Annotated in this window: 17 protein-coding genes and 1 riboswitch; of the genes, 5 read left to right on the forward strand and 12 right to left on the reverse strand. The window is 36.1% G+C overall.

The window, feature by feature from the left end; genetic code table 11:
• Positions 1 to 82: 82 nt before the first annotated feature.
• The 7 genes from gabT to AC2CGR_RS24680 form a co-directional block, all read right to left on the reverse strand.
• Complete coding sequence (gene gabT, locus AC2CGR_RS24650) at positions 83 to 1,447, reverse strand: 4-aminobutyrate--2-oxoglutarate transaminase (protein ID WP_087964061.1); 1,365 nt, start codon at positions 1,445 to 1,447, stop codon at positions 83 to 85.
• Positions 1,448 to 1,601: 154 nt separating this feature from the next.
• A complete protein-coding gene (locus AC2CGR_RS24655; RefSeq protein WP_087964060.1) occupies positions 1,602 to 2,348 on the reverse strand; it encodes an HAD family hydrolase in 747 nt (248 codons plus the stop codon).
• 139 nt (positions 2,349 to 2,487) lie between these two features.
• On the reverse strand, positions 2,488 to 3,393 hold the full coding sequence (locus tag AC2CGR_RS24660; protein WP_000977671.1) for a diacylglycerol kinase: 906 nt from the start codon (positions 3,391 to 3,393) through the stop codon (positions 2,488 to 2,490).
• A gap of 471 nt (positions 3,394 to 3,864) precedes the next feature.
• A complete protein-coding gene (gatB, locus tag AC2CGR_RS24665) occupies positions 3,865 to 5,292 on the reverse strand; it encodes an Asp-tRNA(Asn)/Glu-tRNA(Gln) amidotransferase subunit GatB (protein ID WP_001047685.1) in 1,428 nt (475 codons plus the stop codon).
• Between the two features lie 14 nt (positions 5,293 to 5,306).
• Complete coding sequence (gene gatA, locus AC2CGR_RS24670; protein WP_484481314.1) at positions 5,307 to 6,764, reverse strand: Asp-tRNA(Asn)/Glu-tRNA(Gln) amidotransferase subunit GatA; 1,458 nt, start codon at positions 6,762 to 6,764, stop codon at positions 5,307 to 5,309.
• A 15-nt stretch (positions 6,765 to 6,779) separates the two neighbouring features.
• Complete coding sequence (gene gatC / locus AC2CGR_RS24675; protein ID WP_000086999.1) at positions 6,780 to 7,070, reverse strand: Asp-tRNA(Asn)/Glu-tRNA(Gln) amidotransferase subunit GatC; 291 nt, start codon at positions 7,068 to 7,070, stop codon at positions 6,780 to 6,782.
• Between the two features lie 141 nt (positions 7,071 to 7,211).
• Complete coding sequence (locus AC2CGR_RS24680) at positions 7,212 to 7,448, reverse strand: YiaA/YiaB family inner membrane protein (protein ID WP_001254393.1); 237 nt, start codon at positions 7,446 to 7,448, stop codon at positions 7,212 to 7,214.
• A 231-nt stretch (positions 7,449 to 7,679) separates the two neighbouring features.
• On the opposite strand from AC2CGR_RS24680, the gene AC2CGR_RS24685 reads away from it, so the two are divergent.
• The 4 genes from AC2CGR_RS24685 (at position 7,680) to AC2CGR_RS24700 (ending at position 10,154) form a co-directional block, all read left to right on the forward strand.
• Positions 7,680 to 8,162: a MarR family winged helix-turn-helix transcriptional regulator gene (locus AC2CGR_RS24685; protein ID WP_087964332.1), complete on the forward strand. Its 483-nt coding sequence runs from the start codon at positions 7,680 to 7,682 to the stop codon at positions 8,160 to 8,162.
• A gap of 76 nt (positions 8,163 to 8,238) precedes the next feature.
• On the forward strand, positions 8,239 to 9,420 hold the full coding sequence (locus AC2CGR_RS24690) for an ArsA family ATPase (protein ID WP_087964333.1): 1,182 nt from the start codon (positions 8,239 to 8,241) through the stop codon (positions 9,418 to 9,420).
• A complete protein-coding gene (locus tag AC2CGR_RS24695; protein WP_131101290.1) occupies positions 9,413 to 9,604 on the forward strand; it encodes a DUF3926 domain-containing protein in 192 nt (63 codons plus the stop codon). Before AC2CGR_RS24690 ends, AC2CGR_RS24695 begins: the two co-directional genes overlap by 8 nt.
• Positions 9,605 to 9,668: 64 nt before the next feature.
• Positions 9,669 to 10,154, forward strand: a complete 486-nt coding sequence (locus AC2CGR_RS24700) for an HXXEE domain-containing protein (protein WP_131101286.1) — start codon at positions 9,669 to 9,671, stop codon at positions 10,152 to 10,154.
• A 172-nt stretch (positions 10,155 to 10,326) separates the two neighbouring features.
• Here AC2CGR_RS24700 and AC2CGR_RS24705 read toward each other — a convergent pair whose 3' ends face one another.
• Genes AC2CGR_RS24705 through AC2CGR_RS24715 form a run of 3 tightly spaced genes read right to left on the reverse strand, consistent with a single transcriptional unit; the run spans position 10,327 to position 12,877 of the window.
• Positions 10,327 to 11,181: a MetQ/NlpA family ABC transporter substrate-binding protein gene (locus tag AC2CGR_RS24705; protein ID WP_087964334.1), complete on the reverse strand. Its 855-nt coding sequence runs from the start codon at positions 11,179 to 11,181 to the stop codon at positions 10,327 to 10,329.
• Between the two features lie 21 nt (positions 11,182 to 11,202).
• Complete coding sequence (locus tag AC2CGR_RS24710; RefSeq protein ID WP_060629327.1) at positions 11,203 to 11,868, reverse strand: methionine ABC transporter permease; 666 nt, start codon at positions 11,866 to 11,868, stop codon at positions 11,203 to 11,205.
• Entirely contained in the window at positions 11,858 to 12,877 is a 1,020-nt protein-coding gene (locus AC2CGR_RS24715; protein WP_000622982.1) for a methionine ABC transporter ATP-binding protein, read from the reverse strand. Before AC2CGR_RS24715 ends, AC2CGR_RS24710 begins: the two co-directional genes overlap by 11 nt.
• A gap of 123 nt (positions 12,878 to 13,000) precedes the next feature.
• Positions 13,001 to 13,105: riboswitch (SAM riboswitch) on the reverse strand.
• Positions 13,106 to 13,347: 242 nt separating this feature from the next.
• Between AC2CGR_RS24715 and AC2CGR_RS24720 the strand changes: the two genes are divergently transcribed.
• Positions 13,348 to 13,911: a cysteine hydrolase family protein gene (locus AC2CGR_RS24720; protein WP_087964336.1), complete on the forward strand. Its 564-nt coding sequence runs from the start codon at positions 13,348 to 13,350 to the stop codon at positions 13,909 to 13,911.
• 231 nt (positions 13,912 to 14,142) lie between these two features.
• Here the strand turns inward: AC2CGR_RS24720 and AC2CGR_RS24725 are convergent, their stop codons facing one another.
• Complete coding sequence (locus AC2CGR_RS24725; RefSeq protein WP_000521648.1) at positions 14,143 to 14,292, reverse strand: hypothetical protein; 150 nt, start codon at positions 14,290 to 14,292, stop codon at positions 14,143 to 14,145.
• Positions 14,293 to 14,477: 185 nt separating this feature from the next.
• Complete coding sequence (gene pruA / locus AC2CGR_RS24730; protein WP_000259554.1) at positions 14,478 to 16,025, reverse strand: L-glutamate gamma-semialdehyde dehydrogenase; 1,548 nt, start codon at positions 16,023 to 16,025, stop codon at positions 14,478 to 14,480.
• Positions 16,026 to 16,151: the final 126 nt, after the last annotated feature.

Raw genomic sequence — 16,151 nt, forward strand, 5'->3', positions numbered from 1 at the left:
CTTCACTACCTTTATTATAAAGTGAATTTTCTGCATTTTATATAGAGTCAGCTAGAATGTTTGCTGTTTTATTATTTAACTTTTAAACACGAGCAATATTTGCTTTCTCATAACAGACTTGCAATGATTCTTCAATGATTGTTAATCCTTCTTCAAGTTGCTCATCTGTAATCACTAATGGCATTAGCACACGAATAACATTACCGTATGTTCCTGCTGATAGTAGAAGTAAACCGCGTTTGTTTGCTTCTGCGCACAAATTAGCTGTTAACGTTTTATCAGGTGCTTTCGTCTTACGGTCTTGAACGATCTCGAATGCACACATTGCTCCTAAACCGCGCACATCACCGATGCAATTATATTTATTTTTCATCTCTTCGAATCGGTTCATTACGACTTTTCCTAATTCTATCGCTCTATCATTTAAATTCTCTTTTTCTATTACATCAAGTACTGCTAATGCTGCCGCACATCCTAGCGGACTTCCTGCATACGTTCCACCAAGTTCTCCTGGTGCAGACTCATTCATAATTTCCTTGCGCCCAATAACACCACTAATCGGTACACCAGCACCTAATGATTTAGATACCGTGATTAAATCCGGAACGACATCATAATGATCAATGGCAAAATATTTTCCTGTACGGCTAAATCCAGTTTGAATTTCATCCGCTACAAATAAGATGCCGTGCTCTGAACAAATATTGCGTACTTCTTGCACAAACTTCTTACTTGGGACGATAAATCCGCCTTCCCCTTGAACAGGTTCCATTACAACGGCTGCAATCGTTTCTGGCGCTACTTCTGATATGAAGAAATTCTTAAACTCTTCAATCATAAAGTCATCGTACTGCTCTTCAGTTAGTCCTTCCGGGCGACGATATTCGTACGGGAATGGCGCTTTATATACTTCTGGAGCAAATGGGCCAAATCCAAATTTATATGGTTTTACTTTACTTGTCATCGTCATTGTCATTAATGTGCGTCCATGGAAACCTTTAGAAAATGCAATAATACCAGGTCTTTTTGTATATTTACGAGCGATTTTCACCGCATTCTCAACTGCTTCTGCACCACTATTTAAAAATAGTACTTGCTTATCAAAACCTCCTGGCGCTAATACCGCAAGTTTTTCCGCTAATTCAATATATGGCTCATACATCATGACATTAAATCCAGTATGAATGTATTGATCTACTTGTTTATGGAGTGCTTCTTTAACAGCTGGGTGACAATGCCCTACGTTAATTGTTCCTATCGCTCCAGCAAAATCAATGTACTGATTGCCATCAACATCTATTACAAGAGCACCATTTGCAGATTGTACAAACGTTGGGATGCCGTTACTTACTCCTTTTGGTACTATATTTTGACGGCGTTCTAGTAAAGCCGCTGCTTTCGGTCCAGGAATTTGTTCATTTACTTTAGCAAATTTTTTTGTATTCATTACGTATCCCATCCTTTTCTTTACATTGTTTTCTCTTTTCATTGCAAAATGTATGCCAACATTCTTTTTCAGTATTCATCCTACACACCTTCTATTTCGCCATAAAAAATAAGTCTATAAAGACTCATTAAGAGTCTTTATAGACTTATTTTTCTTACACATTAGACTTTCCTTGTTCCCAAATAAACTCACCTGAATGAGAAATAAAGTCCCCAACAGATTGTACTACTAAATCCGCAAGTGGCTCTAATGTTTGACGATCTCCTGTACCAGATAGTACTCCAATTGCATAACAATCTCCTCCATTTTTTGCTAAATATAAATCGGTCGGTGTATCCCCAACGACCGCTACTTCACATGCATCTAAATGAAACCTCTCACAAAAGGATTCTACAATTCTTTTATCTGGTTTTTGTGCCGGAAACGTATCTGAAGCTACAATATAATCAAAAAAAGACTCTAATTGATACTGTTTTAAAAATAATTCTGTTGGTGCGAAATCATCCGCCGTGACAACACCTAAAATAAATCCTCTATCCTTTAAACCTTGTAAAATTCTCGGTAAATCCGCCGTCATTTTCATATAGGAACGATGCTCGTACATAAGCGAAAATAATTTTTCACTTACCCACTCATGCATCTCCTGTTCTTTAGATGACGTAATATACTTACAAAGCCCCTTTGCAACATCAAGGCTCGTTCCTGCTGCTATCGCGCTACGAGGGTTCACAAACACCCCATCCACGCCGATTTCTTTTAATAAAGTAGGCTGCATTGACTTTGGCAGTTCATATAAATTTATACATTCCGCCACAAGTTCTTCAGCTACTTTTATCCAAATTGAATGAAAATCCATTAATGTCCCATCTTTATCAAATAGTATTGCTTTTATCTTCTCCATAGCACACCCTACCTCTCGTCTCTTATCTCCTCCAGTGTATCAATAAAGTATGGATATAAAATAAACGAATTGTAAAAATATCATGAAAATCAAACTAACTTCCAATTTACAATCCTTCTATATAATAAAAAGGATGCCTTTACAGGGCATCCTCTTGATGTTCAGGAACAAATAGTTCCAGACAATGATATATATTTTCGAATTCCATCGGTGCATCTCCACCATATTCACCGTCTAAATTAATCATTAGTTTATCTGGTGAATGTACTTTAATTCGGTTCGCTTGTGTGTACAATACTTTTGGATTGTTAATATGTTCACCACGCTGCGCTTGTGTTGCTGCCTTAATTAAGTCAGCAATAGACCCTTTTTTCAGCACTAATAAATCAAATAATCCGTCGTTAATTGATGCATATGGTGCTACCTTTTCAAAGCCACCCACTGAACGAGTATTTGTAATTAAAAACATCGTAATTTCTTCTTGTAGTAATTTTCCATCATACTCAATTTCAACATATGTTGGATGTAATGACGGTAACATTTCGATACCTTTTAAATAATAAGCAAGTTGTCCTAATACTGTCTTTAGCTTACTCGGTACTTCATATGTTAATTCTGTAATACGACCGCCACCAGCGATGTTAATAAAATATGTATCGTTTGCTCTACCAAGGTCTAATGGCACAGTTTTCCCTTCACAAATAATATCAGCTGCCTCTTCAATAGAACGAGGTACACCGATTGCACGTGCAAAGTCATTAGTCGTTCCAACCGGAATAATTCCAAACTTTGGACGATGTTCATGCCCTACTAAACCGTTCACCACTTCATTTAACGTGCCGTCACCACCAGCTGCGATAACAACATCAAATTTACGATCCGCAGCTTGCCTCGCCGCCACAGTTGCGTCTCCAGGACCCGTTGTCGCATGACAAGATGCTTCATACCCAGCTTGTTCTAATTTTTGTAATACTTCTGGTAAACTCTTCTTAAATAGCTCACGCCCAGAAGTAGGATTATAAATAATTCTTGCTCGCTTCATCATTTATTAGCACAGGAAATTTCTTTATATATCGAAAAAGAACATACCGAACTTCTATCCAGTATTCCCATGCCTACCTCCTCTCATCTTCCTATCCTTCTTTTATCTCGCTCAAACAGGCAGTAAGAACCCGATTCGTGTAGCCCATCAAAAGTAAATATTCATTTCAATGGTTTTGTTTTATTTGACAAAAAAATTTATGTCCATCTATTTCCTCACAACAATTTACATATAACGAATAATAATTATCTATTATTTCATGAGATGAAAAAAACCTCTATGTCTAGATTTATCATTATTCCCACCTTTTTGCAACTATCATACCATAGTTGCTATACAAACATTTTTCCACTTTTGACAGTTAATCAAACGTTTGTTTAAATGATTTTCTCTCATTTAAACAAACGTTTGATTAACCTAGAAAAACACCCATGTACGGGTGTTTTTCTGCTTAATCTTTAAAAGTTACTACTATTATCGCTTATTAATCTCTTCAAGTAAGATTTTGTTAACAAGCGGTGGATTTGCTTGTCCTTTTGTAGCTTTCATAATTTGACCAACTAAGAATCCAATCGCACGGTCTTTACCGTTTTTAAAGTCTTCGATAGATTGCTCATTATTATCAAGAATTTCTGTTACAACTTTACGAAGTGTACCCTCGTCAGAAATTTGAACAAGGCCTTTCGCTTTAACGATTTCCTCTGGGTCTCCACCTTTTTCAATTAATTCGTTAAATACCTTCTTCGCAATTTTAGAAGAAATTGTACCTTTTTCAATTAATTGAACCATTTTAGATAAACCAGCAGGCGTTAATGCAACATCTTTTAATTCTTTTTGTTGTTTGTTTAAGTATGCAAGTACTTCACCCATTAACCAGTTTGATGTTAATTTCGCATCAGCACCGTCTGCAACAGTTGCTTCAAAGAAATCAGACATTTCTTTCGTTAATGTTAATACGTGTGCATCATAAGCTGGTAAGCCTAATTCTGCAACGTAGCGAGCTTTACGTGCATCTGGAAGTTCTGGAATAGAAGCGCGAACTGCTTCTTTCCACTCATCGTCGATGTAAAGTTCAACTAAGTCTGGTTCTGGGAAGTAACGGTAATCATCAGATCCTTCTTTCACACGCATTAAGATTGTTTTCTTCGTTGCTTCATCATAACGACGCGTTTCTTGTTGGATGATACCACCAGATAATAATTCTTTTTCTTGACGCACTTGCTCGTGCTCAAGACCTTTTTGTACGTAAGTGAATGAGTTTAAGTTTTTCAGTTCTGCTTTTGTACCGAACTTCTCTTGTCCAACTGGACGAAGAGAAATGTTCGCATCACAACGCAAGGAACCTTCTTCCATCTTACAATCAGATACGCCAGTGTATTGAATGATTGATTTTAACTTCTCTAAGTATGCATATGCTTCTTCAGGTGTACGCATATCTGGCTCAGACACGATCTCGATTAAAGGCATACCTTGACGGTTGTAGTCTACTAATGAACCATCAGCTGTATGCGTTGATTTACCAGCATCTTCTTCTAAATGAAGACGTGTAATACCGATACGTTTCTTTTTACCGTCTACTTCGATTTCAATCCAGCCATTTTCACCAATTGGCTTATCAAATTGAGAAATTTGGTAAGCTTTCGGATTATCTGGGTAGAAATAGTTTTTACGGTCGAACTTCGTTTCCGTTGCGATTTCACAGTTTAATGCCATTGCAGCTTTCATTGCAAAGTTAACTGCTTCTTTATTTAAAGTAGGAAGTACCCCTGGGTATCCTAAGTCAATTACACTTGTTTGTGTATTTGGCTCTGCTCCGAATTCTGTTGGACTCGCAGAGAAAATTTTCGAATTTGTTTTTAACTCAACGTGAACCTCTAAACCAATAATTGTTTCTAAATTCATCTATGCTCGCCTCCTTACAGACTTGCTTTTTTTGTATGATAGTCTGTTGCTTGCTCAAACGCATGTGCAACGCGGTAAATTGTCGCTTCATCGAAGTGTTTACCAATGATTTGTAGACCAAGTGGCATGTTGTTAGCACCGAATCCACATGGAACAGAAATCGCTGGGACACCCGCTAAGTTTACTGGGATTGTTAAAATGTCGTTTGCATACATTGTCATTGGATCATCAACTTTTTCGCCCACTTTAAATGCCGGAGTTGGCGTTGTTGGTCCAATAATAACATCGTAGTTAGCAAATACATTTTCAAAGTCGTTTTTAATTAATGTACGTACTTGTTGTGCTTTTTTGTAGTATGCATCATAGTAACCAGAGCTAAGTGCAAATGTACCAAGCATAATACGGCGTTTTACTTCATCACCGAAACCTTCGCTACGTGTGTTTTTGTAAAGGTCTAATAAATTATTTACATTATCAGAACGAACACCGTAACGTACACCGTCAAAGCGTGAAAGGTTAGCAGATGCTTCAGAAGAAGATAATAAGTAATACGTTGCTAGAGCGTATTTAGAGTGTGGAAGAGATACTTCCTCCCAAGTTGCGCCCATACCTTCTAATGCTTTTAAAGCAGCTAGTACTGACTCACGAGCTTCTTCGCCAACACCTTCTCCTAAGTATTCTTTCGGTACAGCAATACGTAAACCTTTAACGTCGCCTGTTAAACCAGCTAAGTAGTTTCCTACTTCAACGTTTGCAGAAGTTGCATCCATACGGTCGATACCTGAAATAGCTTGTAATAAGTATGCATTGTCTTCTACTGTACGTGTAATCGGTCCGATTTGGTCAAGTGAAGATGCGAATGCTACTAATCCGTAACGAGATACACGTCCGTAAGTTGGTTTTAAACCTACAACACCGCAATATGCAGCTGGCTGACGGATAGAACCACCCGTATCAGAACCTAGAGAGAATAATACTTCTCCTGCTGCTACAGCTGCTGCAGAACCACCACTAGATCCGCCTGGAACGTAATCTAAGTTCCATGGATTTTTCGTAGCGTAGAAACCTGAGTTTTCATTTGAAGAACCCATTGCGAACTCGTCCATGTTTAATTTACCGATTGTAATTGTGTCAGCAGCTTTTAGCTTTTGCACAACTGTCGCATCATAAATTGGATCAAAGTTTGCTAACATTTTGCTCGCACAAGTTGTACGAAGACCGTTAGTTACAATGTTATCTTTTACACCAATTGGCATACCGAATAATAAACCATTATCTTCAGCGCCGATTTTTGCATCTAATTCTTTCGCTTTTGCGCGTGCATTTTCTTCATCTAATGTAAGAAAAGCTTTCACGTTATCTTCAACATCCGCAATACGTTTGTAAGATTCTTCTACTAAATCCGTAACGGAAATTTCTTTGTTGTTTAATTTCTTATGTAACTCTGATACTGAATGATCAAATAATGACATCGAAATTCCCCTCCTCTATTCTAATACTGCTGGAACACGGATTTGGTTATCTTTGTGATCCGGTGCATTTTTTAATACTTCTTCGACTGGTAAACCTTTTTCTGGTACATCTTCACGCATAACATTTTTCATAGTTAATACATGAGTTGTTGGTTTTACATCTGTTGTATCTAATTCATTTAACTGTTCTGCAAATGTAACAATTGCATCTAGTTGTTTTTGAAATTTTTCTGCTTCTTGATCAGTAATTGCAAGACGTGCTAAATGTGCTACGTGCTTTACATTCTCAACGGAAATTCTTGACACGGCTAGGCCACCTCCATAATATATCGTTCAATCTACAATACTATTGATGATACCAAATTTTCAGTACTTCAAGCAAGTCAACACACGGCACTTACGGCATTTTTACATAAAAAAAGAAAGGCAAACGCCTTTCTTTACGATTTACTCTTTATCTAACGGTTTATTTTTCGGAAATCTCTCGTTATCTTCTTCATTATCACGAATTGTTTTTTGTAATACAAAACAAGACATCGTTAAAAATAATGTTCCAATTAAATAGTATCCTTTTACACTAAGCGTTTCATCTAACGTATAAATCCCAATTAGCATACCTGAAAGCGCACAAACAAATGAAGTCCATGCTAAAAACGTGAACGCTTGCGTATTACGTCTTCTCATCGTTCTCCCCCTCGTTAGCAGTACATCCATTATAGATAAGTATATTTACCATGATGGATTTTTATGTAAATTCTAGTTTTATATTTATAAATCTATCATAAAAGAATACTATTTTAAAGAAAGTTTTCTGCCTAATCTGAAAAAACAATTAAAACCATTGACAATTATTTCTATTCTACATAAAATAAAAATAAATATTACGAACCTCGAAATATACGGGAGTGGAATTAATTGTTGCAATATGAACATTTTTTAGACTTACTGCTAGATAACGCCAAGAAACTTTTCTATCCTGAAGAATGGGTAAGCCTAGATTTAACACTTTCTAAAACAGAAGTATTTTGTTTACTTTGGATGGAACGAAATACAGATATTACAATGACGAAAATTGCTGATCTTCTTGATATACCAATGAGTACAACGACAGGTGTTGTAAATCGTCTTGTAAAAAAGGGATATATTGAACGATATCGTGATGAAAACGACCGACGTATTGTATTAATTCGTTTAACAGAAAACGGCGTAATACTCGTTCAAGAAGTAAAGCAAAATGCAGCCCATTACTTTAGCTTAGTAACAGATGCATTATCAGAAGAAGAAAAAGCATTCTTACTACAAATCTTCCAAAAGATCATGAATCACATTGCTACATCACAGCAGAAAACAGAAGAAAAAGTTTCTACACCTAAAATGAAAAACATTCCGATTGAATAAAACCCTATCTGGGTTTTTATTCAACCATTTACTTCGACACTCGTAATATTCGACATTCGAAACAAAGGGGATATGAATGATGAGAATTATCTTGTATACAGGTAAAGGCGGCGTAGGAAAAACTAGCATTTCAGCAGCAACAGCAATTCAAAGTGCGAAACAAGGATTAAAAACTTTAGTAATGAGCACAGATCCTGCTCATAGTTTAGGAGATTCATTTGGTATAAAGCTATCTTCTGAGCCATTAGAAGTTCGTAAAAATTTGTGGGCACAAGAAATTAATACAATTTATGAAATGGAAAAGGGATGGGGAAAGCTACAGAAATATATTACACTACTCTTCACTTCAAAAGCAGCTGATGATATTACAACAGAAGAGTTAACGATGTTTCCTGGTATGGAGGATTTAATTAGTTTACTTCGCGTACTCGATTATTATAAACAAAACACATATGATGTTATTATCATTGATTGTGCTCCAACAGGAGAAACATTAGCAATGCTCAGCTTTCCAGACATGCTCGGCTGGTGGATGGAAAAACTCTTTCCTATTAAAAGAAAAGTTTTAAAAGTTGTTCGCCCTGTAGCTCAACCACTTCTTGGTGTCCCCCTTCCAACCGATGATATTATGGACGAATTAACAAATACACTTGAACAGCTCGGAGAAATGAGAGACATTTTATCAAACCGAGACGTAACGAGTATCCGCATCGTTGTAAATCCCGAAAAAATGGTCATTAAAGAAGCACAGCGCAGCTTTACGTATTTAAATTTATATGATTATAACGTAGATGCCATTATGATCAACCGAGTCATTCCTAACACTGTCACCGATCCTTATTTTCAAGCATGGAAAGATACCCAAAAGAAATATAAAACGTTAATTCAAGATAGTTTTGATCCACTTCCTATTTACGAAGCTCCAATGTTTGAACAAGAAGTTGTTGGTTTACCTATGTTAGAACGCGTAGGAGATGCTTTATTTAAAACGGATCATTGTCCTACTGAAGTAAAATTTAACGGTCGCACTCAATATGTAAAAAAAGATGGAGATGAGTATATTTTCGTTCTGTCCATTCCCTTCTCTAACAAAAGTGAACTTGCATTAAATCAAAAAGGTGATGAGCTTATCATTCGTGCTGGTTCTGTGAAACGAAATATCACATTGCCCAAAACATTAACGCACCTTTCTATTCGAGGGGCTAAGTTTGAAGATGATGTACTTAACATTCGGTTTGGAGGTGTCATACATGCATGAAGAACTACTAAGGAAGGTCATCCGTACAAAAATAAAAGTAAGTATGCATATATTAGAAGAGTTACCTGCCCCAATCCAACAATCAGCTAAGCAAATGCTAAATATTTTACAAGAAGAACTATCTTCTTATGCTACCGAACAACCACAACATAATAGCAATTTAAAAAGTATTGTAATTGAATAATTATATCCTTGTAGAAGGCCTTTTCCTATAAGGCTTTCTACACCTTTATTGGAGCTGATGTAAATTGATAAAAACATTTTCTGCAAGACACTTTACTCCTTTTACAATCTGGCTAATTCCCTTTTTATTTTTCATTCATAACCTTGAAGAATCTTTCCAAATGCCACAATATCTTGCTAATCAATTTTCAATTACATTTATAACTAGTCAACAATTTTCCATTGCGATTTCTATATTGACTCTCTTTGTTTTACTTATTGTCTTTCTATATCAACTAAACATCTTGTCTTCTATATACTGGATTATTTTTATACAAGGGGCAATTTTCTTCAACTCTGTTCAACATATTATTTTGTTTTTCATTTACCGTTCCTATAACCCTGGCGTAATATCCGCAGCTTTCATTGCCATCTTTTCTATTTTCTTTTTTTCATCCAAAAAACACTTAATTCATAAAAATAAATTCTTAATTACACTCGCTTTCAGCTTATTTTCTTATCCTGTTATAATTTGGATTATCTTACTATTCGCTAGCTACTTTCATTCATAAAAAAAGACCAGGAAAGTTCCTGGTCCATTACTCTACTTAACAAACATTGGATTCTATGTTATACAGAATTGGAAGGTACAGAATTAGGGTTTGTTTTGTTTGTTAAGTAGATTATATGTTGAACGAACTAACAGCGGAGGGGTTCCTTCTGTTAGTCCATTAAACCCAATCATTATTTTACGATTTTTTCAAGCTCATCAAGTGAAAGATCTACTGAAATCGAACCATCATTTGTTTCTTTCTTAATTGCATCTGTTACTTCTTTTGAATGATATAATTCAATTACTTTTTTCAGTGTCGGATCATCTTTATCTTTCGTACGAGCTGCGAAAATATTAATATATGGCTTCGCATTTTCATTCTTTGGATCTTCTAAGAAAATTGGATCCTTCGCTGGATCTAATCCAGCTTGACCAGCAACACCGTTATTAATAACTGAAGCTGCTACATCTTTTAATACACGAGGTGTTTGCTGTGCAATAACCGGTGTAATTTTTAACTTCTTCGGATTTTCAGCAATGCCGCTTGGATCTCCAAATAAGCCAAAGTCTTTCTTAAGCTTTAATAAACCTGCTGCATCAAGAAGTTTTAATGCACGTGCTTGGTTCGTTGGATCATTTGGAATCGCAATTTCTGAACCATCTGGAATTTCATTTGCTTTCTTATGTTTTTCAGAGTATAAGCCCATCGGTGCAATTTGCGTTGTACCAACAGCTGTAATATCTAACTTATGCTCTTTTTTAAATTGCTCTAAGAAAGCAACGTGCTGGAATGAATTTAGTTCAATATCTCCATCAGCTAACGCTTTATTTGGCGTTGTGTAATCAGAGAACTCGACCAGTTTAATTTTAATTCCTTCTTTTTCAGCTTTTTTCTTTAAAATTTCCCAAGCGTCTCCATCCGTTCCAGTTACACCGACGCGAACTACTTTTTCTTTCGCTCCTGCCCCTGTGTCTCCACTTGAGCAGCCACTTAATGCTGAAACCCCTACAATCGCTGATAATGCAAACGCTAAAATTTTCTTCATTTTCTTTTCCTCTCTTCCTTTTTATGATCTGCGTAACAAGACTTTCGCAAAGTAGTTTCCTAAATTTTGAGCTATCTGTACGAGAATAATAAGTAAAACAACCGTTACGAACATAACTGATGTATCAAAACGTTGATAACCATATGTCATTGCTAAGTCGCCAAGACCGCCACCACCGACAAGCCCAGCAACTGCAGAAAATTCAATTAAACCAACCGTCATAAACGTGACACCTAAGATTAATGGTGCTAATGCTTCTGGCACGAGAATTTCAAAAACAATTCTAAGTGGTGAAGCACCCATTGCTTGCGCTGCTTCAATTACTCCTTTCGGAACTGAAACAAGGTTTGTTTCAACCATTCTAGCAATACCAATTGATGCGACTAATGTCATAGGGAAAATTGCTGCTGCTGTTCCAATTGTCGTTCCAATAACGCTTCTTGTTAGCGGGCTTAAAGCTACTAAGAAGATGATGAATGGAACCGGACGAATTGTATTAATAATGATATTAAGAATAGAAAAGACCCATTTATTTTCTAAAAAGTTTCCTTTTCTCGTTACATATAAAAGTAAACCTAGAGGTATACCAAGAATTGTAGCAAATATAAGGGTTACGATTACCATTAAGAGGGTATCCCCTGTCGCATCTAATATGCGAGGCCAAAATATACTCCAATCAACTCGCATGAGCTTCTACCTCCTTCAGCTGCACTTGCAGTCTTAGATGCTGTAATGCTTTTTGGATTTCCCTCTGTTCACCTTGCAATTCTACAAGAAGATTTCCAAATAGCACATTTTGAAGTTCAATAATATTGCCGTACAGTACATTTACATCAACGTTATAGTTTTTTGCGATATATGACAGTACCGGCTGTCCTGTTTCCTCACCAGTAAATGTTAGGCGATAAATTTGACCACCATTTTGAATTTTCGCTAGAACACTTTCCGGTAAATGATCATTAATAACAGAACGTACAAAGTTTTGAGTCGTCTTTGTTTTCGGTTGTGTGAAAACATCAAACAGTTTTCCTTCTTCAATCACTTTTCCATTCTCCATTACAGCTACACGGTGACAAATTTCTTTCACAACATGCATTTCATGTGTAATAAGAAGAATTGTTAAATTATATTCTCGATTTACTTTCTTTAATAAGTTTAGAATTTCTGTCGTTGTTTCTGGATCTAAGGCTGATGTTGCCTCATCACATATAAGAATATCTGGCGATGTCGCAAGTGCTCTAGCAATACCAACACGCTGCTTTTGTCCGCCTGATAGCTGCTCTGGGTAATTGTTTGCTTTATCTTCTAACCCTACAAACTTCAGCAGTTCATTTACTCTTTCTTTTATCTCATTCTTTGGTACTTTCGCTAACTTTAATGGATAAGCAATATTCCCAAACACTGTTCTTGAATTAAATAAATTAAAGCTTTGAAAAATCATCCCGATTCTTTGTCTTAGCTTCCGTAATTCCTTCGTCGACAATGATGTAATATCTTTATCATCTATTGAAATCGTTCCTGCCGTTGGTCTCTCTAACATGTTTACTAGGCGTAATAATGTACTCTTTCCAGCGCCACTAAAACCAATAATGCCAAAAATTTCGCCTTTCTCAACTGATAACGTTACATCCTCCACCGCATGAACAGATTGCCCACCTGATTCATATACTTTACTTACATTATTAAAAGAAATCATTTTTTCCCCTCCTATATGCTGTAAAAACTTGAAGTAGAGCTCTCGAGGTAAAATAAAAAGTGCTCTCCTTCTTATCAAACATAAAGATAAGAAGGAGAGCACTTATATGTACTCGTTCACATCTTCTCATCTTCCAAGCCCTTATAGGCTTGCTGGAGTTAGCACGGTATTAAAAAACCCGTTGCTGAGGTATCGTAGGGCCAGTCCCTCCACCTCTCTGGATAAGAATGTATCGATTTAATTGTCGTTTAATTAATTCTCATTATAGAACTCAGAATAATAAGAGTCAATACATTTTTTAGAAAAATATTAATTATTTCTTTATTAAAATTTTCAGATGAAAAATTTAATAAAAAATAGTAATCTTTAAAGTTATGTAAAATTCTCCTCTTGCATATTTTTTAAAAGGATAATCTTCTTTACTAATTGAATAACATTATTTGAATATGAAATCGGAGGAAGATAAATATATGAAAACAGCTCTTTTACTCGTTGATATTCAAAATGATTATTTTCCACACGGAAAGATGGAATTACGTAATCCAGCAGAAGCAAGCGCATATGCCAGCCAACTACTACAGCTCTTTAGAAAGAAAAACGAACCTATTTTTCATATCCAACATGTAGCAATAAAAGATGACGCTACTTTTTTCCTACCAAATACAGAAGGTGTGCATATTCATGAAAGCGTACGTCCACTCAGAGAAGAAACCGTTGTACTCAAACATTATCCAAATAGTTTCCGCGAAACCGATCTTCTAGAACAATTACAACGTTTAGCTATTGAGCACGTCGTCATATGCGGGATGATGACTCATATGTGTATTGATGCTACTGTAAGGGCTGCCTTTGATTTCGGCTTGCAATGTACTGTTATACATGATGCTTGTGCTACAAAAGACCTTTCTTTTAAGAATGCTACTATACCAGCCGTTTATATCCATAACACAATTTTAGCTAGTTTAAATGGCGTATATGCAAATGTAATGAGTACAGAGGAGTTTTTAGCTACAAAAAAACACTCCCTTCAGTGAGCAAAACCGAAAAGAGTGTTTCTTGTCAAACCATAGATTTTCTTTCAAATTGTATTATACAGGAAATCCTTAAAATGAATACAAAAAAATGTGACTAATAAGTCAACTTTTCTCATTGTTTTATTTCTATTTACATGTTTATCCCGATATGAATAGGGTTTAGCTAGTTCCACTTACCAAATAGTAATATATGGTAAGTGTTTTTCAATTCAAATTAACTAGTTTCTCCTATTATTTATCTGTTTGTTTTTGTTTCTTTTTCAAATACTCCGCACGCAATTTTTCAATTTGCTGCTTTTTATCAAATTTGACAGGCGTCTGTTTTTCATGAAACTTTGCGACAGCTACCTGGCCTTTGTAATCCAATTGATATTTTCCCACTTTGTTCACCTACTTTTCTTGTCTTTAAAGAGAATTTATTCAACAAATATACTATACCTCATTTTACTGAAGTAAACCTTATTGCTTTATTAGTTTTTCTACTGATATCTATCTGAATCCACATATAGAAAGTTTTTCAAAAAAAAGAGATCTTCGCAGACTGCGAAGATCTCTTCTACTATTTCTTATAAAGTTTCAGAAGTAGTTTTTGCTTGCATGTGAAGTGCTAAGTAGTCAGGACCACCAGCTTTAGAGTCTGTACCAGACATGTTAAAGCCACCGAATGGTTGGTATCCTACGATTGCACCAGTACATCCACGGTTGAAGTATAAGTTACCTACGTGGAAGTCTTCACGTGCTTTTTCAATATGGTCACGGTTGTTAGAGATAACTGCTCCTGTTAAACCGTATTCTGTATTGTTTGCAATTGCAAGTGCATGGTCAAAGTCTTTTGCTTTACAGAATGCTACTACTGGTCCGAAGATTTCTTCTTTCATTAAGCGAGCATCTTCTGCAACGTCAGCAACGATTGTTGGTTGGATGAACCAGCCTTTAGAATCGTCTCCTTCGCCACCTGCTAAAATTCTACCCTCTTCTTTACCAATTGCAACATAGCTCATTACTTTATCGAATGCAGCTTGGTCATTAACAGGACCCATGTTTGTACCTAATACAGCTGGGTTAGCAACTGTTAATTCTTTTGTTAATTCAACAGCACGATTTAATACGTGATCGTATACGTCTTCATGGATTACTGCACGAGAACATGCAGAACATTTTTGTCCTGAGAATCCGAATGCTGATGCAACGATAGATTTAGCTGCTAATTCAAGATCTGCTTCTTTATCAACAACAATTGTATCTTTACCACCCATTTCAGCGATAACGCGTTTTAACCAAATTTGGCCTGGGTTTACTTTCGCTGCACGCTCATAAATACGGATACCTACATCACGAGATCCAGTGAAGCTCACGAAACGTGTACGAGGGTGATCTACTAAGTAGTCACCAACTTCAGAACCATTACCTGGAACGAAGTTTACTACGCCAGCTGGTAAGCCAGCTTCTTCTAATACTTCCATGAATTTCGCTGCTACTACAGGAGTTGTACTAGCTGGTTTTAGTAATACTGTGTTACCAGAAACTAAAGCAGCTGTTGTCATACCTGCCATAATTGCGAATGGGAAATTCCAAGGAGAAATGATAACACCTACTCCTAATGGAATGTAAGAGAAACGATTATATTCAATTGGACGGCTTTCTACTGGAATACCGTCTTTTAATTTTAACATTTGACGACCATAATATTCCATAAAGTCGATTGCTTCTGCTGTATCAGCATCTGCCTCATTCCATGGTTTACCTGCTTCTTTTACAAGAATAGCAGAGAATTCATGTTTTCTGCGACGAACGATTGCTGCAGCACGGAATAAAATGTCTGCACGCATTTCTGGCTTTGATTTTCTCCAAGTTTGGAATGTTTCATCCGCTACTTGCATTGCTTTTTCAGCTAACTCACGGCTTGCTTTTGAAACACGACCAACAAGTTCCTCTTTATTTGCAGGGTTTACAGAAACAATTTTGTCTTCTGTAGTGATTTTTTCTCCCCCAATAATTAATGGATAGTCTTGTCCAAGATAAGATTCTACTTTCTTTAAACCTTCTTCAAACGCTAATTTGTTAGCCTCCACTGAAAAATCTGTAAATGGCTCATGTTTGTATGCTACTACCATTATTTTTAGCCTCCCCTTAGAAAAACGTTTACATTTTACAACATTATTCTACACGATAATTTAGATTTATTCAAATATTCCTAGACTTATATTTTAAAAATTAATTAATTTTTAAAATATAATAAA

This window comes from Bacillus sp. LSHTCR4 (assembly GCF_057197025.1).